We start from the raw sequence: 20542 nt of genomic DNA, 5'->3' as shown, positions 1-20542 counted from the left end.
ACACCTCTCTCCTGTATTAATAGCCCTTAATTCGTAAATCTACTGTTCCGCCCACGTCAGCATTAGACGCATTTTTTACCTTCAGTGTTACGCTGGAGGTTGTTTTCGCAATCAGCTGAGAATGAAGGTTTTCACCAACTGCCGTGGGTGTAACAACTGGTGTCGTATAAAACGTACGCCCATATGCCACTGTTGATCCGCCCGGTGCAACTACCACCGACATGGTAAGCTCCGTGTCCGGCACATCCAAGGAAATCGTCAAATGATTAACCTCCGGCGTTTTCGCAGGATCAGTTGCAGCTAAGGTGACTCGAAACTCCAGGTACCGGAAGGTGGACTGGCCTGGTGCGAAATCCTGCCAATCCGTAAAGAGCGTACCATTTAAACTTGTCCGATACTGCAGCGCAGCCGAAGTACCGGCAGTCCGTAAAACGGTGGTTACAAAGTAGGCAGTAATATTGGCGGTAATAACCTGACCAATATCGATTTGCTTGCAGGTATAAGTACCTGAAGCGCAGTAGCCTGATCCATTCACTGCCAAGCGCAGTACTGTTTCCCCGCCAATTTCACTGAAACGGGTTGTCGGGTAATCACTGAATTTGCCGCCAAAGTTACTGAACTTATATTGCGATGCCCCAAATGCGGTATTGGAATGCTGCCCCGACCGCAATGCCAGTTCATCAAAAGATTGAATAATATTTTTTGCAGGCAAGTCTGCTACAACCACACCATCACTGGCAGCTACTACGCTGTAAGTGCCACTCTTATTTATTGCTTTGACATGATACCGGTATGTTCTCTCGGTATCAACCAGGTATTGATAGCCCGTTGTCGTCAGTCCGGTTACCACTAGAGAACCTGTATCAAAGCTGGCGCCTTCCCTGATCTCATACCCGACTACATCGGCTTCCAGAGCCTTGTCCCAGAACAGCTCGACATATTCCCCGTTCTGATAGACACGAAGGTTGTTAACCATTTGCGGTTCCACTGTGCAGTACACTTCTGACGTTGCCTCTGTAGAATAGAACTGGGCAACATTCATTGCTTTTACAAGAAAAGTAACCGCACCGCTTGCCGTCAGCGTATAGGTACAATTCGTCTCTTTTGTCGTTGTAATTAAGGTAGCAGTTTCCCATGAAGGCCCTACCCGCACTTCGTAGTGAGCGAGATCACTTTCCAAAATACCCGCCCACGTAATGTGCACCAGCGATTTATCTGCAGCGGACTGCGTCACTTTAAGGTTTGTAACCGGGGCAGGATTCAGGTCAAAAATACCGCTCACCTTTGCCGGAAACTGACTTTCATTCCCGGCAGATGTGACGGCCTTGATTAAAAAGGTTTGTACTGCTTCTGCTAAAACTGTCGTCTCAAAGGATGTTCCGGTTACCCGGCTCCCCAACACTGCTGCCGTTTCCCAATCCGGACCAAGCTTGATGATATAGTAGGCAATGTCCAGCTCGGCAGAAGCATCCCACGTCAATACTGCCCTCGTCCGGTTGGTAGTGGACTGTTTAACAGCAAAACCGCTTACGTCCATCGCACCGACTGTTACGGCGATACTGCAAGTTGCTGCCTTAGATGCATACCCTGCCGTAGTTAGCACTTGTACGCTAACGGTATAGGTGGTATTTTCATGCACCTCATACTGATAGCTAAGCTCTTTGGTAATATACGTACTGTCACCAACCGTGAGCTTATAGCCCGCAATATCACCGCCGCTTACTTTATTCCAGGATACAAGAATGATGCTTTTATCTTTAGGATTTTGTACAGCAGTAAGACCGGTAACCGCATCAGGTTTTAAACCAACCTGCAATGCTGCATCACTGGCTAGTACACTGTAGTAGCCACTGGAATTGACTGCTTTAATCATGAAGAACACATAGCCTTCTGTGTTCAGCTTGTGGCTGAAGCTAGTCGCTTTCAACTGGCTGGCAATAACTGCCGCCGAAGCCCAGTCCTCCGTGGCCCCCATCCTAATTTCATAGTGAGAAAGACCGGTATCGGTATTGGCCTTCCAGGACATGTCGATATAGCTGCGATCAGCAGAGCGTTGACTGATTGCAAAAGCTTGCACAGATTCAGGCTCAACCGTTACTTTCATCGTAACAGTTGCTGGCACTTGCGACTCATTGCCTGAGTTATCGACAGCCGTAACCGCAAAAGTATGGAAGCGGCTTTCAGCAGCTTGATAGGTATAGGTCGTAATTTGAGCCAAATTTTCAATAATCCTTGATCCTTCCCGTATCCGGTAGCCAGCCAAGTCTACATCTGCCACGCCCGGCCAGGTTATAATCACTTTTGTCAAGTCAGCAGCATCAAAAGAAGCTGATAACTGGGCAACATCTGACGGTGGGATATCCTTGCCGACGATATAAACACCCGAAGATACGACTCCGGTGGATATCACACCAATATCATTGACGGTACGCGCCTTGATTACATAGGTATTGCCTGTTTTAACCCCGCTGATCGTTGTACGCAAGGATGTTGTAGTACCCCATTCAGTCCACGTTTGTCCATTGTCACTGCTGTACGAGACTTTATAGTTCCGGAAGGGAGCATTGCGGGGAATTGTCCAGGAGACATGCAAATTGGAAAGCATCGTCCCATCTTTTTGCCGGTATGTTTCTTCTAAAGCACTCACACTGTTGACTTCCGTCTTTGCTGCCAGCTCGCTGTAATTGATTTCCGGTATATCTGTGGCTTCCTCATAAACATCCTCAATATATTCAATACAGGTAAGCTTGCGCCTGAGGTCCTGGTCCCGATTAATATTTAGCACCCGGAATGGTTTCACAACCTTGTTTGTTTCACCAAAGCTGTACAAATCCCATTTCAATGGCACATGAGTCAAAGGCTGGTTAAGAGTGAGGATATTAGTCGTCGTTTCCTGCAGAACCCCTTGCACATCGACGGTTACAATACTCTGTACCTCCTGCGCTGTAACTGCCGCCGGGTTAGTAATTTGAACAGCTACTGTGTAGAAAATTCCCGGTTTCAGCGTGACCTCACGATCAAGCTGCAAGGTCGTAGGCGTTGCTGCCAGAATCCGACCGGAGAACCCCCATTGGGGTACATCATGCGCCAGGAGAACAATATCGTTAATCTGACAAGCAATGGCATCAATATCAGCACTGTGCTCTACCGTCCGCACCAAATGCTGATTAAGCCGCAGCCGGTATTTGGCTTCCCGGTAGGCCTGCGCTGCAGTAGTAGCCCCGTCCAGCGTGATCTGGGTGATATTCGGCTCCGCTGCCCGGTCATAGTCATCGGCATACGCCGTGATAACATCTCTTTCATACGCTTTATCTTTATTGGCAAAGGAAACTTCAATTACATTGGCCCGGTCTTTCTGACTGACAAAGGTCTCTTTGAACTTATCCGTCAGCATATTGCCGACTGTAAACAACTGCACCGGCTCTCCGGGAGCATCACAAACACAGCCGAACTTGGTTCCCCGTAGGATTACCTTGCCCCGGCCAACACTTTCTGGCTTTTGCAGCGCTGTCCATAGGTCACTGGCTGCATCAAAGATATAGTTAAAGGTCAGTTCCCGTTCCTCACAAAATGCTGCCCATCTGGCAAAATCCTGGTATACTGCCCGTGAAGCCGGAGCGCCCTGGACAACATACTCATCCTGGCCTGTATGGATATTTTTGATTTTCCTGCAGCGATGGATCATATCATACGCTGCCCAGGCCGGATTTGCAGCCGATTTTTGCTCGTATTTACCGGTACCGGGATTATATACCCAAACCTTGCTCCGGGTTTGCACCCAGGTTATGCTTGGCATCCCTCCGCTTAACTGACTGGTTGCCAGGGCCTTGATGCCAACGAGCACTTTGCCAGGACGGGCAAAATCGTCATACATAATACTTGAAAGCTGCGTCCAGTATACCTTGGTAGAGTGGCGGGTACTGGTGCCGCTCTTGTAGGTGCAGCGTGCTCGCACCTCATATTGCGAAGCCGGAAGATGATCAACACGATAGGTACGGGAAAAAGCCGTATTTTTCGCCTCCGCAATTTCAGCAGTAGTAAACAGGCTCCATACGGTATCAATCACTCTTTTATACTGCACTTCTACCGTAACTGATGCAGTTCTCTGCTTACCTTCATCATTGATGTAATATAAACCACCTGGAAAATGCAGTGTAATCTCCAGCCCTTCTACTGCATTTCCTTCGGTCTGCTGGGTAGCCCATACACTTTCCTGATTAGTTTTATAGTCAAACTCATAGGCTAAAGCTTGATCATCATAGACATCATTAAAATTAGGAATTACTTGCTGATCATTAAGTCCCAGTCTTGGTTCAACTGTTACATTCTTATAGTAAGAAAAGGGATTGTCGTTGATCCGGACATCGCTGATATCGTCAATCGGGCCTTCCCCGCCGCACAGCAGAATATTTAAATACTGTTCTTCATCGTTGTCTTTATCTGTATCAGTATTTTGTCCGACTGATACATGCTGCGCCAGGATTTGCCCAGCTGTTCTCCTCGTTCCGTAAGTTACTGCCAAGGCATTTCCCTGACCAGACTGGGATTGGGCATTACCCCAATTGTAACTTGACTTTGCTTCAATCCGGTCCGGTTTGGCAGGTGGAAACCAGTGATTGATTAAACTTCCACCAATCAGCCCTACAGCACCGGCTGCCATATGAGCCCAAAATTTAGATCCCCAAGCTCCCGCTTGACCTGCAGCCCCTCCCCAAGTACTCGCAAGTTGACCTGTAAAATATCCTATAGCCAACATACCAATCGTTCGGAACCAATCCCTACCGCTTTTTCCGACAACAGGGCATACAGCCAGCCAGTCATCAGCATTTATCAGCTGTTGTTGCCCCTCTTCCACCACACCACCGTTAATGCTGATAACAAAATCATCCAGCCCCATAATATAAGGCTGGATGTATTCATGCGCTGTTTTACCTGGAATATAGGGGCAGGTATGCATCTCTTTGTCATTGTAGTTGAATGGGTTTTTAATTATGGTAATTGTGATCATTTCATCACCTCTGGTACATAAAATCCCTCAATCCGCTTTGCCCAGGCAGGGCTGTCAATCCGGTCAATATTAACACCGATTCCCTTGCGAGTGTGTATAAACCGGCCCTGCCCGATGTATACCCCTGTATGATCACAATATGCGGCGAACCGGATAACAACAAGCGCAGGTACTGGAATTTCTCCCTCGCACCTGCGCCAAAATTGTAGTTGCTCTTTGACTTCACGATCAATTAAGCTGGCTGCTTCACACGATATTCGATAGTCAGGCACTGTAATGTCCCAGCGCCGGAATATTTCAGTGGACAGACCCCAGCAATCCAGACCGACTGCCGGATCCCGTCCTCCGTCTACGAAGGGCACGCCAATCAAATCGGTAAATGTGTGCTGTTTAAGCATACAGCCCTCCTTCGGGAATACTTGGCTCACCACCATATCGTGCCGAATTGCCTCGTATACGACAAGACTGCAGCGTTCCATCGCACTCTGGCATTGATCCGCCATAGCCGCATTCGATTCCTTTATAGTGATCGCGCCAGGCACAGAAGTTCTTTAAAACACGCCGGAAGGGAAACCGCACCTGGATAGACAGATCACAGCCTAAGTAAAACGTTACCCATTTGCTGTCACACGTTGTTGACTGGATATTGAAAACTTCCTCCATTTCAGGCAAAGCATTATCCAGATGCTGCGAATGAACGACACGTAAAATAACCAATTCTCCTGTGAGGCCGTTGTACTCTTCTACATAGGCCTGCACGGTTTGTGTAATATTGGATATCTGCAGCGGCACCGATTGAGGTTTGCCTTTATTATCCTCGGTGATTTCGCCTAGCTTAAAATTGAAAGCACTCCATGTATGACCATTCCAGTGAATATCTTCATTATTACGTACCAGACGCAATGGTTCTTCTGCATCGGGAATCGCCACTTCCACCAGCAGCAGCCACACACCATCACTGGAAAGCTGACTTTTTTCCAGCATGCCGGCAACTGATAAATTCAGCATTCTTACACCTCCTGAATGGTCAGCGTGCCTGCATAGCGTCCAGGTGACGATAATTCAAAGCTAATATCCCCACCTGTAAAGCGTACGGAAAATAGCTTGCCTGAATACGGGTCATTTGCAACGGTAGGATATTGCCAGTCAAAAGCCAGACTGCCGCCCAGTACTTTTGTCCGGTAAAAGTCACGCAACATTGCGTAATCTTCTGCAGGTAACGCTGTCCATTTGAGAACAAAAGTCTGCGGTACCCGCGTAAATCTTGCCCGAGAAATGACCATGCCATTCTCCATTTCGGACTGCAAGGAAGGATCTTTGATTTTAGTTGTAAGAGGGTATACCGGTTGTTGAATGTTTGGAAATTGTAGCAATTAAATCTACCTCCGTTTCTTTACACATATCTAAGAGACGACATCTCTTGATTTTGACTGCCTCGATATGGATTATGTTCCATAATCTGCTCAACGCCCTTATCTAAAATTGTCTCTAAAGTTTTTTTCAGGACAAATTGGAGTGGCTCAGAGAGTTTATATTTGGCAGCAATAGCCCTACTTATTTGTTCTGCCCCCATACCAACTGCCAAGTCAATCCCAGCCGCCTGCCCTGCATCTATAGCAGCATTCCCCCAAGTGTATTTATAATCATCATAGTTTTCTGATTTAAATCTTATCATATCAAGCAGAAAATCACCGACTGGTATCACATAATAGGCCAATGGACCAGATCGAGCAGCGATAAAATAAACCCCTGCTTTTCCAAACGTCTTTAGCATTATTGGATATACATCTTTATACATCGTATCATCCAGCGCTCTTTTTAATTGATAATTAGCTAATTCAGGATTGTCATGTCCAAAAAATGCAATTCTTATCATACTGAAGTTATCACTGTATGAATAAAGCTCTCCATAGTCTGAGTCCTCATAAGAGACAGATTTTAACTTCGTTCCTGGAGGTAAACCAAGTGACATCATTAGTTCTCTTGTATCAACTCCATTGTAACGAAAGGCTCTATCAGAAACTGTATCATAAAACGCAAGTTGAGGATTCCCACTAACTTCATTTTCTGTTTTTCCATATTTGTTTATTGCATCACTTAAACTATTCCGAATTTTTTGCCGCTGTTCGAAACACTTAACTAAATCATCTGGATGAGGCATATTAGTTGCGTTAACTCTCCAAAGAACTCCATTTTCATTATATTCCAAATGATAATCTTTATCTTCATCACTTAATTCCGCATCAACAAACAGGGGATTGGTAGGATCTAAAATTTCATGAAAACTATTTTCCCATGTATTATAAAATGTTTTAATTATACTATTATGGGAAAACAATTCCAAAGGATCTCTACCAGCTACTGAGTTTGGCAATGTCTGATATAACAATTTTTCATAAAGATTTGGCTGTTCAAATTTAGAAGACTGATTTGCTAAATCATCATTACTTACCTCATTTTCAGAATTGTTAGCACTTGCCATAAAACATCACATCCCACTGTTCTAAATTGCTGAATAAGACATCTGGTTGTTAACCAGTGTTGCTACAATGATACTGCCGCTGCCACCGTTAGCGTAAAACGCTTTGAACGGTAAGTTGATAGTAATTCCTTTATCACTTTCAATACCAGGTGAAGTCTGCTCAAACACGACCTCTTCCATATAAAACTGTAGATTGTGGTTACCGTTGACAAATTTAAATTTCAGGGATGTTTTCGTATTGTTGATTGCCTTATTGAGCAGCACCGTATCAGAAAAAAAGGCTTTAATTGTACCGGAAACCTGCAGCACACCTTCTGGTAAATCCGTACGGTATCCACCGCCACCAATGGTATAGGTATTGTTGTCCAGACCGAAATCAACATTCAGTGTTGCTTCGGTTACGGTTGCCAGTTGTGCTCCGCCTTCTTCGACCACGCCTTGAAAATTATTAAAGCGTACAAGCGGAACCTCTGTCAGATTAGCGGCAAAGGGCGCTGAACCTATCGTCCGTCTGGCACCAATTATGTCAATATTGGCAACCAGCTCAGCATCACCGCCATAGGTGAAGGAGAATTTATTAATCTTGCAGCCATTATATTTTTCATAAGCTGGAATATCCGGATATTGCTGCTCCAATACCAAAGATGGCTGACTGTCAGTTACTTTAAAGACATGTGTGTAGGGAGCACTGGCACCAGTAGTTACAGGATTGCCAAACATAGATCGCAGCCAATAGCCTGTTCCGACTTGATCAAGCGGCACCACTAAACTGCCGGAAACGTCCACATTACCGATCACCGGCTGCTGTTTATCTCGGCGTCCGCGAATAGTGGCAGACTCGATCAGGTTTTGGGTAATACCAATTTTGGCTTGATTAAAGGGCATATTATAGCCTGCAGGCGTACCGGGTGTTTGACCGTAAGCCTGTTCATAGGCCATCGCTAATTGAGAATTGTATCCTTTTGCTCTTGACATGTTATTCCTCCTAATATTGAATGCTGTAGCCGTTAACCGGCGTAATCTTCAAGGTAATATCCATCCAACCGGGAAAGCACGGATAGCAAGCGACCGGATCTAAGTTGTACCGAACATGACTAACCGGATTATCCGTATTTAGTCCGGCCAGTTCCATATAGATCAGTTGTCCAAGTTCATCACATTCTGCGACTCCCGCATACTCAGTCACATCACCTGTTTTAACTGTTTGCGATTGCAGGACTGCCCATTTGACAGTTAGTTTATAAGTATATTCCTGGAGTTCCAGCCCTTCTTCTTTTGCACCAGGATAAAGAATAATCAGCGGATACTCCGTATCCGCTGATTGTTTGGGGTCAGTACCAATAAAGATTTTAGGAGATTTATTGTATCGCATCATACAAAAATCCCGTATGCTTGTACTTGCTTTTAAAGCATCTCGCCATTTATTTATGACATCACTTAGTTTTAATGTTGAAACCATAAGCTTCTCCTTTCTGTACTAGTATAATTCTTCTTAAGGATTTGCTGCCTTCTCCCCCATTTGACAGATCGCGCATTTACCAATCTCATTAGTAATAATCCACCAGGCACAGGCTTCTTCTTTACACTGCCCAAAAGAAGCCACTGTGCTATCGGGATTGATACAAAGCAGTGGACAATACATACTTTTCACCTCCATTTAATCATGAGTTAGAAGAAACTGATACCGTCTCAGATTTATTCCTCTATTATTTATCCGTACAGTTTAGAGGATAAAAGTTCGAATCCAAGGGGGATTGATTTTAAAATGCAATTTGGCAAGTTGATTGTAAGATTTGACTTTTTAATCCCCCACGAATGCTAAGCATCATTTAATACTCTACTCTTTTCATTGTAATAATCCATCTGAACCTGACGAATTTTTGCTTTAGTTTCTTTAATTTCATTTAAACATTTCTTTGCATCCTTTATAGCTAAAAGACTTGTATCAGTAAAGACTTGCTCAAAGGACGATAAGTACGGTATATCATTCTGGACAGTTCTAATTAAATTGGGTTGATTTTTGAGCATGCTGAAAACAAGCTCAGTGAGTAAATCAACCTGTGCTTCTAGCGCCGCGAGACTAGTATTAGGGTTTAGTTCCATTAGAACTTTCTTTTTAGCGTTTTGCTCCTCATTTACACTAATAAAGCCATCTACATTAGTACACAAATAATCAAACAATGTGATATTATCCTTTATCAGCTCTGCGTACTTATTGTCAAGAACTTCTTCATCAATTGGTTGATTAGCAATAAGGAACATTTCATCAATTGAGTTATGAAAATACACTCCAACATAAGGAGGTACACCCATTAATTCAAAGATAATAGAACGGTATAACTCTTCCCTAGATTTATTAGAGTATTGCGTATCAAAGAAGTCAGTTATTCTTGGGATGTCCCCCGACATATAACAATAAAAAAATGTTCTTGGCTTAAACAATTTTGCTAAATCAAAGGTTTTATCAGCCAAAATTTCATTATTATAGCTTTCTGACAACTCAGATCCTTGAGCAGAAGACCTATTATCCAAATGCTTTGAACGCTTAATGATCGTAATAGTTAAATTATTATCTTTAAAATTCAGTTTAGAAAATACTCCTTCAAATGAGTTATCCGTTGTTCTTCTTATTAACATTTTCATAAATTAAAACCTCCTATTTCTCCAGTCTATTTTATCGAAATACTCTTGGTCTTTTATCTTTTTTAAGTCATTAGAAATAGAACTAATCGAATCAAAACAATTATTAACTATTTTTGCTATTTGTAAAATTGCTTCACCGTCATAGTCCCTAATATCCAAATCCTGTGGTTGGGGTTTCTGATTAATATAAGGCGTCAAGGCACTAGCATATGCTTTATTCACATCACAGTTTTGCTGTATTGTTTTAGTCAAGCTTCCAGTATTTTCATAATTAAAAGCAGGACAAACGAAACATGTTTTCTCTGCAATACAGGTTTCGCATCCTTTATAGCAATAGCGATGCATTCTGTCTAAATCCATTGAAATTCCAGTGTTAACGAGTCCCGATTTAACATCTCCCAGCTTAAATCTATTATCCTTTAAAAAATAAAAACGGTGGCAGGGGTAAATATCACCTGAAGGAGAAAAAGCGGCAAATCCTTTCCCAGGACTACAGTATAATTCATCACTAAAATGTCCATTTGCACAAAGCCAAACTCGTTTTAGCCTACTTCCATACCGCTTAGCTAGCAATGACATTGATTGATTAAGCGTCAATAGCGTCTTAGAGTCCCATCCTTCAACTTCCGGTACAGGACGTACCTCAATAGCTCCAGTTTTATTTCCCATTGTTTTATATATTTTAGTAACAGCATGTATGAGCAAATCAACACTTTGCGGCAATACTTGAATTTGTATATGAATATTATTAGGGAGTTGCAGAAATCGCTTAACATTCTCTTCAACAAGTTTAGTTTTTCCTCTAAAACGCTCTTGTAGTTCATCTAATCCTTGCCAAGATAACTGTACTTGTAAGTTAGGTCTTATTGATATTTCTTGGAGTATTTTATCTGAGCAAATAGTAGCGTTGGTCATAATACCATGAGTTCCCTTGTATCCAGTTTCTGTTGCATAGTCATATCCGTGCACTAATGTTTCAAAGTTTAAAAAGGGCTCGCCCCCAAACCACATAATATTCCTTTTGCATCCCTCAAAATGTGTATAATGAGAGTTCATAAAATCGATAACTTTTACAACAGTGTCTTTATCCATGTCACTTTGAAATCTTGACTTTTCATAGCAGAAAGGACAATCAAGATTGCATCTTTCTGTTAAGATAATGCTTCCATTTATTAAATTTTGCATGATATTCCTCCACTACAGTCATTTAAAAACTTCATTAGCAATTTGTACTGAAGTTTTTTAATATAGCAATCATAATGCTTACTGCTACTGGGACTTGCAGTACATCCTCCGCCACACAAAAGTAATGCTTCACAGTTTTGGCAAGCAAGTGTATGAATATAAGGATTGAATTTTCCTGCTTTAAATCCTCTAGTATTAATGCTGCCAGTCTTAGAAAACACATTTGGACAATGATATAGATTACCAGCTAAATCTAGAGTTAGCGTGGTAAAATCATAGCCACACATTGGACTTATTTTTTGCTTGCCACTAATTCTTCCATATAACGTTTCAATCAACGATGCATTTTGAATAAATTCATCACAAGAAAAATTGCCGCTCTTTATTTCTTTAGTCATGTTGCAAAATACTTGTTCAAGCATAGCTTCAAATCCAGAATGATTATAGATCATTAATGATTTATCTGTACTTCCACAATCTTCAATAATATTAATTTTGCAAGGAAACTCTGACGGCTTAAAACCCAATCTAATAGCTTCATTAGAAAAGTAATCCCATATTTCATAAAAATCATAATTAACTGATGTTGCGGTTGTAGCAAAAGATCTGTTTTTTAGTCCAACAAATAGTTCTGGATTTGTAGTTAATATATCATCATATCCTCTAAGGCTTTTATGATGCTTTCCATCATGAGAGATTAGTACGCCAAAGTCTAATTCATTAAGCTTATTAACTTTATCCTTAGTTAATAAGATTCCATTAGTAATAGTCCTAAAAAATGCTTTAGGATTCATACTTTTTATTTTATAAGCCACCTCAATCATGGTATGGAATTCCAAGAGTGGCTCTCCCCCAAAAAACTGAATCTCAATTTCGGTATTTTTAGGAATAGAGCTGACTACTTTATCAATATCGTAGTCAGCTCTATTAGCTATTCGATTATATTCATGGCTACCTTGCAGACAATACTTACAAGAAGCATTGCATTTATCGGTTAGTAATAGTACGCATCTCCCTATCATTGCACCTATCCTTTTTTGTTCCATTTTACGTTGCTATAACTAAAGTTATCGTATCGGCAAGCTTCCGCCGCAACTACATATCCATTTGCTATCATAGAATGATCATTATCTGTAATTAGTTGATATAATTGAATATTAGGATCATGCTCTTTTCTGAGATTGATTACGTTTTGCTTTTTCCAGCCTGTAATATGTGCATAGGCTATTTCTCCGGTAATAACATATGGATTCTCTTCAAAGCCGTAATCATGTTGTTTTCCATCAATAAAAAGAGTATGTGTTTTTACTTCTCGTAAATACATGTTGAAATCATTAGTTCCCCATCGTTCTCCCCCTTCTGTGTTTACCCAAAAGCAATGTTCAGAAGAAAATAACAAATCGTAATCAGGGAAAGTTAACAAATCTCTTTCATTCAATAACGGCCTTGCTAAGGCTAGTACAGTGTTTATTCCCGTAAGCCCTTTTACTTTTTCGCCTATCACGATCTCCTCAATATTCTTTAGTGCCCCATTTTCCATTAGTATCTTTGTCCCAGCCACAAAGCAACTACTGTTCCCACAATTACAATTACAACAGTTTGAGCAGTTTGAGCAGTTACTTCCTAAACGTGCTTCAATTACATGTTGATGGGAACGACTAACTAACTCCTGTAATAAAGATTGAAGAGTATAAGTATTTGCGGGAATACCACTAACTGTATGTGTGACTAAGTCCACGCCTGCGGTACCACCTGAAGTAGAATAATCATAACCATTAGTCGGATCTTTCTGAGTAGAGCCAGTAACTGTTGCCTTAATTTGATCCAATCGGTGAGTTGTATTCCCTGGTGTTGCATCATCCCAGACATGTTCCTTGCCGACAGCATTTTTAATGTGGATAAAATTATTTCTCATATCTACGCTTGCCAATGTTCCGTTATTTGCTGGTTTATTTTGATCAAATGCCATATTAAATCCCCTCCAAAATTTTAATTAATATGTATCGCACTTTCCGGACAGTTTGTCACACATTCCTTACACTGGATACAAGCTGACTCAACAATATTTCCTTCATTAATGGCGGCCACAGGACACAATAAGCTGCATAAGCCACAATGAATACATAACTCGCTATCAATTTTCAGCATGACTCTGTGCCTCCATTAGCTTTTGTTTCTTTTCACTGCTCAACTGGGTAATCCGTTTTTTTACCGGCTCAATATCGCCGCCTAAAGCCATTAATTTTACAAGTGCTTCTGTTCTCCGGCTGATAAGCTTATCATAATACGCTACAATTTCTGCCTGGTCTTTTACTACAGTAATTGAGCCATCCGGATTTAACTTAACCTTAGGCATCGAAATTCACCTCCAAAGGCTCTCCACAAAACAACTCCGTATCAAAGTCAATTTTTACAGTAGCGCTAGGCTCGCCAAACAACTGAAATGAACCGAGTGGTTTAGTTACGGCTGTGCCAGCTATTGATAGAGGGACTTCAGAAATACTCTGATCTTCACAGGTGATGGTTATTGTCGCACAAAAATCGTTTTTCTCTGCTGTAAGCCTTAATGAAGGCTTGCGCTTAACATTTCCTTGATTTAAAAATGCTTCTTGTAAAGGAATCAGCTCCTCATGATATACGGCTTTCTCGTCCCGCAGAGTAAGCTCTTCCTGATTAGGTTCATAATCGCAATTAGATATCGCTTTTTGCTGGGAATTAAAAATCGTCCACATATATCCTCCTTACTTCATTCCAATAACCAAATAGGCTATTGTTGCAGTAGCCTGACAACCAACTAAGGTAGCCGAAGCTCCTCCTTGATCACGCCAATAGGAATTTACCATCAAGGTCGTGGGATTTACCGTTATTTCTGCAGGTACGCCAGTTGTACTGGTAGTAGTGCTGAGAATACAACGGTCATGCTGAACAATCCACTTGCACTGTTCTTTAGTGTATCCTGCCGGTAAGGGGAGCGTGGCTCCAGTCAGCATTGTCCCGGTAAGAATGGCAACTGAATTCGCCAAAGCTCCCGCTGCCATTTTAGCTGAAGAAATTGCTCTGTCAGCAATATCTTCCGTTCCTATCTGGCAATTGGCTGCTCGTACTTCGGGATAGCCTAATATTGCATATTTGCCGGTATCAGCAGTGGTAAATTCTACTCGTATTTTAAAGTATCGAAATGATTTCAACGACCCTACCCAGAATAGATAATTCACTGTTGAACTGCGACTAAGCGTTTCGTAATCTGTCCAAGACAAATTATCCGTCGAATAGCGTCCCTTCACGGTAATTGTCACTGCCGGATCAGTTAGCAACGGCTGCGCCCAGAATTCAGCCTGCAGGTTGCTGATCACTCCATAATCGATGCTAGCACTTTCCCAATATCCGGAGGCGATTACCGGAATATCCCATTTTTGCCCACCGGCATCCCAGGCAAGGCCATCATCCCAATGGCGCTGCGTATCCAAACTGATAGCAGGAAAATCATCCACTGCAACAGTGACATTTGATTTTACGCCAATTGTTAAATCTGTTTTGCTAAGCACCTTTTTCCAGGTCTGTTCACCACCGATAATGCTTTTGACAAAACGCATTGCCTGGGACATATCGCCCCAGGTTGTATCTTCAAACTTATCAGCAGTAATAGTACCGCCACGGAGCATATCGGTAGTAATGGAATTAGCTGCTATATGCGAGGAGTTAATCGTTCCTGCCGCAATTTGATCGGCCTTAATCGCACCTGTCTTAATATTGGCTGTATCAATCCCACCGGCAATGATTTTATCGCCGGTAATCGTGCCGCCTACCAGCTTGTCACCTGTTATAGTCCCGGCGGCGATTTTGTCGCCTGTAACCTGACCAGCAATTAAATGCCCCGCATTAATAGTATTGGCGGCTACTTTGTCACTGGTAACACTGTTGACTGCTAGCTTATCTCCGGTTATTTGACTGGCGATAATATGGCTGCCTGTAATAGAGTTCGCTGCTATTTTATCGCTTGTAACAGCATTCACTGCAATCTTGTCACCAGTAATTTGCGCGGCAATAATATGTGCACCGGTAATGGTATTGGCGGCTACCTTGTCACTCGTCACACTATTAACTGCCAGTTTGTCGCCGCTGATCTGTCCGGCAATAACATGCCCTGCAGTAATGCTATTAGCCGCTATTTTGCCGCTGGTAATACTGTTGGCCGCTATTTTATCGCCGGTAACCGCATTAGCGACAATGTGTCCTGCGGTTACGGTATTAGCAGCAATCTTATCACTGGTAATGGCGTTAGCCGCTATTGTATTGCTCGTAATCGAACGTGCAACTATTTTTTCCCCGGTAATCGATTCCGGTGCAATATTGACTCCCGTTATTGCTTCAACCGCTATATGCTGTCCTTCGATAGCCTCCGGCGAGATATGGAGGCCGCTGATCGCTTCAATGGCAATGTTTTGTCCCGTGATGGCTTCAACCGTTATATGCTCGCCCGTAATCGAACCGGGAGCTAAGCTGCTGCCGCTTAATTGTCCACCCCGCTGCAAATCCTCCTGCGTGAGATTTTTTATCTCGTAGCTGTTGTCAATCAACCCGTCTGTGATGGCGGTAATCGAGCTGGACAGGTCGACTTTGGCAATAGCATGCTGATTCTCCGTCAGTACTGGCGGCTGCAGACTATTGCGATTGCTGCCTAGAGTCCAGTTGATTGCGCCATAAGAGCAGCCGTCATTGGTTTGTGCTTTCTCAACCAAAAAGACCAGCATATAGTTGCCGGAAAAAGTATACGAAGCACGGAGCACAGCTCCAGCAGGTGGTGCTGTGCTAAAAGTAATTGCGCCTGTGGCTGCATCGATAGTAGCAGTTGTAACTACATCATCAACATAAATGCTTACATTGGTCACAGCTTGGTGATATAACTCATATTGTTTTTTTATTCCATCACTAATCCCGAGAAATTCCTTCACTACCTTGCGATGATTGGCTAGATCCAACACACCGCCTTCGGCATTAAGGATTTCACCAGCCACCAAAGCCCTACCAGCTGAAACATTGACCTTTAATCCCGCAGGATTGGTTTGGGATACAAAAAAGCTGTCATTTCCAGTATCCGGACTGTAGAGACTAACATTTCCTGTTATTACCTGGCTGGTTGCAGTACTGTCACTTTCCTCCGCTCCAGCCCGTGGCCGGATATCCTTAATCTTGTCCTGCGTCACTTCAGTAGCGCCAGACCAGACGTCAACCATCGCCAGAGGAATGTAGCCCACACCAATATTGGTTGGATCAGTAGTACTTTCGAGAACTACTCCCGTACTATCAAGATATACATACCGGATTTGGCGCTCTGAACCAGAGCTGCTTAGCTGCAGGAAAGTGTAAGGTAAATCCAGCGGTTCATCACGGTCAATAAAAACAGCTCTCCCGGATGTCACCGCTAGGCGCATTCCCTGAAGAGCTATCACAGTAAGACCATATTCAACTAAGTTGCGTTTGCTTTTCTTTTGATTACTCAGATACGCCGTAAATGTTTCAGCCAATCGCTGCAAATTCGCTTCAATTTGCGCAATCCGGCCTTCATCGGTCCCTGATCGTTTTGCATTCCCGCCTGCATCAGCACTTGTTGCTGTAGTCGCGGCGGCTCTTTGGATTTGCTCTTCGATCAGATGCGACAGTTCCTTGCCAAATGGCATTTGCTCTCACCGCCTTTAATCTTCTAAAGTATTTATTCTTAATCAATACTTACTATTATACTAATCGTAAAACAAATTAGATAATACACTGATGCCCCTATTTTTTATCCGTACATTTATGGCCGATGCTGAGGGGTATAAAATAAAATTTCTCAAACATTTTTTCAATGCGATCAATAGTATCTTCTCCTATGAAGTTTAATTTACAGATCAGTCACATCTAGCACTAAATAGTTATAATGCAAACTGAAAGAACGGTATTTGTAATAGAAATTATGGGGATCTTCGTGAATGACATAATAAGGGTACAACGATTCAGTACTTGCACTGTTAAAGCGGAAAGATTGTGCTGAGCTATCTCCAAGTTTACTACTGTTGTCTAAATCGTTATTCCAGCACAATTCTGTTCCCGCTATTGCAGTCTTTATGGATGGAGAGTGATTAGTTGTTTCGAATACAGTTCCCATATATGCTGGTGAAAAATTCGCAATGCGATCTCCCCATTTACTATCTATTACTTTCATAAACTTAGTGTTATCCGAAAACACTAACTCTTCGTCCGTATTTCTTACTTCAAACACTTTACCTGGTGGAATCGATTCATAAGAAAATCGATAAATAGTAACAACAGCTCCCATTTCGCCAACTATATTCAATACTTGATTTCCATAAATCCATGGAGGATACTGTAGTACCTTAAAGAAAGATTTCCAAGAAATAAATTTTCCATTCTCACATCTAAGTGCAAGCAGACAATTCTTGAGGGGATCAAATTCCAGGTTTTTAGTCGCTCTTACGTTCCATAGTGTATTTCCCCAGGCTGCAAAATAGCCTACAAGATACTCTGTTGTTAAAGTAATTTGCGTCTTATCTATAAACTGTATATTCTTAAACCTAGCATCAATCTGTGCTATTCCGCTGTTGTTAAAAATACGAATGCCTGACACTACATCACCCCATAAATTACTTTAAAACTCACGGTATTTGTTTGGCTCTTTCTTGCATCATCAAAATTCCATGTAAGAGTACTTCCGCTAAATGTTATAGATATGGGCCTTCTTTGGTTTATTCCGGTTTGACTAGGGATATAGCAATAGCACCAAGGTATTCCTTCTAAGAGATTTATATCTTCAATCGATCCATTAACATATCCAGTATCGAACTCACCTAACACTCTGGTAAATCGGTCAGTAACATCTAGTATTAAATCTCCACTCGAATTAAATACTTGTAGTCCATGTTCCTCACGCATCGTTCCAAACTCCCATTCTTACACGCAATACATTATTTGTATCGTAAACTTCAATGAGGTTATCTTTGATTTCTGTTCTGGCTCCTGTAGTGGCAGTCCGCAGTGTACCTATTTTTGCGGTGATTGCACTCAATTCAGTTACACCTAATGACTCTGCGGTAACTGCATTAGCAGCTAACTTTTCTGCAGTTATTGCCTTGGCAGCGATCTTATCAACAGTTATTGCACCTGCTGCAATCTTATCAGTAGTTACAGCATCTGCCGCTATATGGGCAGTGTTAATTGTACCTGCCGCAATTTTATCTGCATTAACTGCGCCTGCTTTAATATTGGCCGTTTCAATTCCACCAGCAATGATTTTATCACCGGTAATCGTGCCACCTACTAGCTTGTCACCTGTGATGGTACCGGCGGCAATTTTGTCACCTGTAACCTGCCCAGCTATTAGATGCCCCGCATTGATAGTATTAGCGGCTACTTTGTCACTGGTAATACTGTTGACCGCCAACTTATCGCCAGTGATTTCACTGGCGATAATATGACTACCTGTGATAGTGTTCGCCGCTATTTTATCACTGGTGATCGCATTTACCGCAATCTTGTCACCAGTAATCTGCCCGGCAATGATATGGGCACCGGTTATAGTATTAGCTGCTACCTTATCACTCGTCACACTATTGACTGCCAGTTTATCTCCAGTGATCTGTCCTGCCACAACATGCCCTGCAGTAATGGTGTTAGCGGCGATTTTACCGCTCGTAATACTGTTAGCTGCTATTTTGTCACTTGTCACGGCATTAGTGACAATATGTCCGGCTGTCACCGTATTTGCGGCAATCTTATCACTAGTAATGGCATTAGCAGCTATTGTATTACTGGTAATTGAATAAGCAACAATTTTTTCACCGGTAATCGATTCAGGCGCAATATTCACTCCGGTTATTGCTTCAACGGCAATATGCTGCCCCTCAATTGTCTCCGGCGAGATATGGAGTCCACTGATCGCTTCGATAGCAATATTTTGTCCAGTAATAGCTTCAACTGTTATATGCTCGCCTGTAACGGAGCCCGGAGCCAAGCTGCTGCCACTTAACTGTCCACCGCGTTGCAAATCTTCTTGAGTAATATTTCTTATCTCATAGCTATTGTCAATTAGGCCATCTGTAATGGTTGTAATCGAGCTGGATAGATCGACTTTGGCAATAGCATGCTGATTTTCCGTCAGCACCGGCGGCTGCAGACTGCTGCGGTTGCTGCCCAAGGTCCAGTTGGTAACACCAAAGGAGCAGCCGTCATTTGTCTCTGCTTTTTCCACCAAGAACACCAACATATAGTTGCCGGAAAAGGTATAGGAAGCACGGATCACAGCTCCTGCAGGTGGTATCGTACTGAAAACAACTGAACCTGCATTTGCATCAACAGTAGCAGTTGTCTCTTGCTCATCAACATAAATAGTCCAATCTGCTACAGCTTTGTGGTAGAGATCGTATTTCGTTTTCATCCCATCACTGATTCCTAAGTACTCCTTTACTACCTTGCGATGATCCACTAAATCCAAGGTACCGCCTTCGGCATTGAGGATTTCACCAGCGACTAGGGCCCGTCCGGATGAAATATTGACCTTCAACCCTGCAGGATCAGTTTGAGACACAATAAAGCTATCGTTTCCGGTGTCAGGGCTATAGAGACTGACATTGCCTGTTAGCAGTTGACTGCTAGCAGTATTTTGTGCTTCTTCCGCACTGGCCTTCGGCCTAATGTCCTGAATCTTATCCTGGGTTATTTCCGAAACGCCCGACCAAATATCAATCATCGCCAAGGGAATGTAGCCCACGCCAATGTTGGTAGGATCGGTAGCACTTTCCAGAACCACTCCCGAACTATTAACATAGACATACCGGATTTGCCGTTCTGCTCCTGCGTTAACCAGCTGCAAATAGGTATACGCTAAATCCAAGGGATCATCACGATCAATAAAAACAGCTCTCCCGGAAGTCACCGCTAAGCGCATTCCCTGAAGAGCTATTACATTAAGGCCGTATTCAACTAAATTGCGTTTGCTTTTCTTTTGGTTACTCAGATACTCCGTAAATGCTTCAGACAAGCGCTGCAAATTCGCTTCAATTTGCGCAATCCGGCTTTCATCGGTCCCTGAGCGCTTCGCATTTCCACCTGCCTCGGATCCTGTAGCTGCAGTTTCAGATGCTCTTTGGATTTGCTCTTCTATCAGATGTGATAGTTCTTTGCCAAATGGCATTCTCTTTCACCTCTTTATAATGATCTATAACTTGAAA

19 protein-coding genes are annotated in these 20542 nt (G+C 42.6%); all 19 read right to left on the bottom strand.

The annotated features are described in order from the left end of the window. Nucleotides 1-16: 16 nt before the first annotated feature. The 19 genes from RTR76_RS02250 to RTR76_RS02160 all read right to left on the bottom strand — a co-directional run bounded on the left by RTR76_RS02250 (nt 17) and on the right by RTR76_RS02160 (nt 20505). Nucleotides 17-5008 (bottom strand): host specificity factor TipJ family phage tail protein, encoded by a 4992-nt coding sequence (locus RTR76_RS02250; protein ID WP_312516283.1) that lies wholly within the window; start codon nt 5006-5008, stop codon nt 17-19. Further along, the gene (locus tag RTR76_RS02245; RefSeq protein WP_312516281.1) at nt 5005-5406 is read right to left on the bottom strand and encodes an NlpC/P60 family protein; all 402 of its coding nucleotides are present in this window, start codon (nt 5404-5406) and stop codon (nt 5005-5007) included. The genes RTR76_RS02250 and RTR76_RS02245 overlap by 4 nt, the downstream gene beginning before the upstream one ends. Next, on the bottom strand, nt 5399-6016 hold the full coding sequence (locus RTR76_RS02240) for a hypothetical protein (protein WP_312516279.1): 618 nt from the start codon (nt 6014-6016) through the stop codon (nt 5399-5401). Before RTR76_RS02240 ends, RTR76_RS02245 begins: the two co-directional genes overlap by 8 nt. A gap of 2 nt (nt 6017-6018) precedes the next feature. Then, nucleotides 6019-6381 carry a hypothetical protein gene (locus RTR76_RS02235; protein WP_312516277.1) on the bottom strand — a complete coding sequence of 121 codons (363 nt, stop codon included), beginning with the start codon at nt 6379-6381 and terminating at the stop codon, nt 6019-6021. Between the two features lie 20 nt (nt 6382-6401). Then, nucleotides 6402-7490, bottom strand: a complete 1089-nt coding sequence (locus RTR76_RS02230) for a hypothetical protein (RefSeq protein ID WP_312516275.1) — start codon at nt 7488-7490, stop codon at nt 6402-6404. A gap of 21 nt (nt 7491-7511) precedes the next feature. Then, nucleotides 7512-8465 carry a phage tail tube protein gene (locus tag RTR76_RS02225; protein ID WP_312516273.1) on the bottom strand — a complete coding sequence of 318 codons (954 nt, stop codon included), beginning with the start codon at nt 8463-8465 and terminating at the stop codon, nt 7512-7514. A 10-nt stretch (nt 8466-8475) separates the two neighbouring features. Next, nucleotides 8476-8949: a hypothetical protein gene (locus tag RTR76_RS02220; RefSeq protein WP_312516271.1), complete on the bottom strand. Its 474-nt coding sequence runs from the start codon at nt 8947-8949 to the stop codon at nt 8476-8478. A gap of 33 nt (nt 8950-8982) precedes the next feature. Beyond that, nucleotides 8983-9132 carry a hypothetical protein gene (locus RTR76_RS02215; RefSeq protein ID WP_312516269.1) on the bottom strand — a complete coding sequence of 50 codons (150 nt, stop codon included), beginning with the start codon at nt 9130-9132 and terminating at the stop codon, nt 8983-8985. A 176-nt stretch (nt 9133-9308) separates the two neighbouring features. Next, a complete protein-coding gene (locus tag RTR76_RS02210) occupies nt 9309-10133 on the bottom strand; it encodes a hypothetical protein (RefSeq protein WP_312516268.1) in 825 nt (274 codons plus the stop codon). A 3-nt stretch (nt 10134-10136) separates the two neighbouring features. Further along, a complete protein-coding gene (locus tag RTR76_RS02205) occupies nt 10137-11318 on the bottom strand; it encodes a radical SAM/SPASM domain-containing protein (protein WP_312516266.1) in 1182 nt (393 codons plus the stop codon). Further along, nucleotides 11306-12364, bottom strand: a complete 1059-nt coding sequence (locus RTR76_RS02200; RefSeq protein ID WP_312516264.1) for a radical SAM/SPASM domain-containing protein — start codon at nt 12362-12364, stop codon at nt 11306-11308. The genes RTR76_RS02205 and RTR76_RS02200 overlap by 13 nt, the downstream gene beginning before the upstream one ends. After that, nucleotides 12346-13287, bottom strand: a complete 942-nt coding sequence (locus RTR76_RS02195; protein WP_312516262.1) for a hypothetical protein — start codon at nt 13285-13287, stop codon at nt 12346-12348. The genes RTR76_RS02200 and RTR76_RS02195 overlap by 19 nt, the downstream gene beginning before the upstream one ends. A gap of 20 nt (nt 13288-13307) precedes the next feature. Continuing rightward, entirely contained in the window at nt 13308-13466 is a 159-nt protein-coding gene (locus RTR76_RS02190; protein ID WP_312516260.1) for a 4Fe-4S binding protein, read from the bottom strand. Next, complete coding sequence (locus RTR76_RS02185; RefSeq protein WP_312516258.1) at nt 13453-13674, bottom strand: hypothetical protein; 222 nt, start codon at nt 13672-13674, stop codon at nt 13453-13455. Before RTR76_RS02185 ends, RTR76_RS02190 begins: the two co-directional genes overlap by 14 nt. Then, nucleotides 13667-14050, bottom strand: coding sequence for a hypothetical protein (locus RTR76_RS02180; protein WP_312516256.1), 384 nt, complete (start codon nt 14048-14050; stop codon nt 13667-13669). The genes RTR76_RS02185 and RTR76_RS02180 overlap by 8 nt, the downstream gene beginning before the upstream one ends. Before the next feature lie 9 nt (nt 14051-14059). Then, the gene (locus RTR76_RS02175; protein ID WP_312516254.1) at nt 14060-16996 is read right to left on the bottom strand and encodes a hypothetical protein; all 2937 of its coding nucleotides are present in this window, start codon (nt 16994-16996) and stop codon (nt 14060-14062) included. A gap of 203 nt (nt 16997-17199) precedes the next feature. Continuing rightward, entirely contained in the window at nt 17200-17943 is a 744-nt protein-coding gene (locus RTR76_RS02170) for a hypothetical protein (RefSeq protein ID WP_312516253.1), read from the bottom strand. After that, nucleotides 17943-18248: a hypothetical protein gene (locus tag RTR76_RS02165; RefSeq protein WP_312516252.1), complete on the bottom strand. Its 306-nt coding sequence runs from the start codon at nt 18246-18248 to the stop codon at nt 17943-17945. The genes RTR76_RS02170 and RTR76_RS02165 overlap by 1 nt, the downstream gene beginning before the upstream one ends. Next, on the bottom strand, nt 18241-20505 hold the full coding sequence (locus RTR76_RS02160) for a hypothetical protein (protein WP_312516250.1): 2265 nt from the start codon (nt 20503-20505) through the stop codon (nt 18241-18243). Before RTR76_RS02160 ends, RTR76_RS02165 begins: the two co-directional genes overlap by 8 nt. Nucleotides 20506-20542: the final 37 nt, after the last annotated feature.

The organism is Anaerospora sp. (assembly GCF_032013335.1).
GTDB lineage: Bacteria > Bacillota > Negativicutes > Sporomusales > DSM-15969 > Anaerospora.
This window is presented reverse-complemented; position numbering and strand designations above follow the sequence as displayed.

Excerpts from the sequence above, each read along its gene's own strand:
- RTR76_RS02250 (WP_312516283.1), bottom strand. The coding sequence starts at position 5,008 with ATGATCACAATTACCATAATTAAAAACCCATTCAACTACAATGACAAA.
- RTR76_RS02245 (WP_312516281.1), bottom strand. The coding sequence starts at position 5,406 with ATGCTTAAACAGCACACATTTACCGATTTGATTGGCGTGCCCTTCGTA.
- RTR76_RS02240 (WP_312516279.1), bottom strand. The coding sequence starts at position 6,016 with ATGCTGAATTTATCAGTTGCCGGCATGCTGGAAAAAAGTCAGCTTTCC.
- RTR76_RS02230 (WP_312516275.1), bottom strand. The coding sequence starts at position 7,490 with ATGGCAAGTGCTAACAATTCTGAAAATGAGGTAAGTAATGATGATTTA.
- RTR76_RS02225 (WP_312516273.1), bottom strand. The coding sequence starts at position 8,465 with ATGTCAAGAGCAAAAGGATACAATTCTCAATTAGCGATGGCCTATGAA.
- RTR76_RS02220 (WP_312516271.1), bottom strand. The coding sequence starts at position 8,949 with ATGGTTTCAACATTAAAACTAAGTGATGTCATAAATAAATGGCGAGAT.
- RTR76_RS02215 (WP_312516269.1), bottom strand. The coding sequence starts at position 9,132 with ATGTATTGTCCACTGCTTTGTATCAATCCCGATAGCACAGTGGCTTCT.
- RTR76_RS02210 (WP_312516268.1), bottom strand. The coding sequence starts at position 10,133 with ATGAAAATGTTAATAAGAAGAACAACGGATAACTCATTTGAAGGAGTA.
- RTR76_RS02205 (WP_312516266.1), bottom strand. The coding sequence starts at position 11,318 with ATGCAAAATTTAATAAATGGAAGCATTATCTTAACAGAAAGATGCAAT.
- RTR76_RS02200 (WP_312516264.1), bottom strand. The coding sequence starts at position 12,364 with ATGGAACAAAAAAGGATAGGTGCAATGATAGGGAGATGCGTACTATTA.
- RTR76_RS02195 (WP_312516262.1), bottom strand. The coding sequence starts at position 13,287 with ATGGCATTTGATCAAAATAAACCAGCAAATAACGGAACATTGGCAAGC.
- RTR76_RS02190 (WP_312516260.1), bottom strand. The coding sequence starts at position 13,466 with ATGCTGAAAATTGATAGCGAGTTATGTATTCATTGTGGCTTATGCAGC.
- RTR76_RS02185 (WP_312516258.1), bottom strand. The coding sequence starts at position 13,674 with ATGCCTAAGGTTAAGTTAAATCCGGATGGCTCAATTACTGTAGTAAAA.
- RTR76_RS02180 (WP_312516256.1), bottom strand. The coding sequence starts at position 14,050 with ATGTGGACGATTTTTAATTCCCAGCAAAAAGCGATATCTAATTGCGAT.
- RTR76_RS02175 (WP_312516254.1), bottom strand. The coding sequence starts at position 16,996 with ATGCCATTTGGCAAGGAACTGTCGCATCTGATCGAAGAGCAAATCCAA.
- RTR76_RS02165 (WP_312516252.1), bottom strand. The coding sequence starts at position 18,248 with ATGCGTGAGGAACATGGACTACAAGTATTTAATTCGAGTGGAGATTTA.
- RTR76_RS02160 (WP_312516250.1), bottom strand. The coding sequence starts at position 20,505 with ATGCCATTTGGCAAAGAACTATCACATCTGATAGAAGAGCAAATCCAA.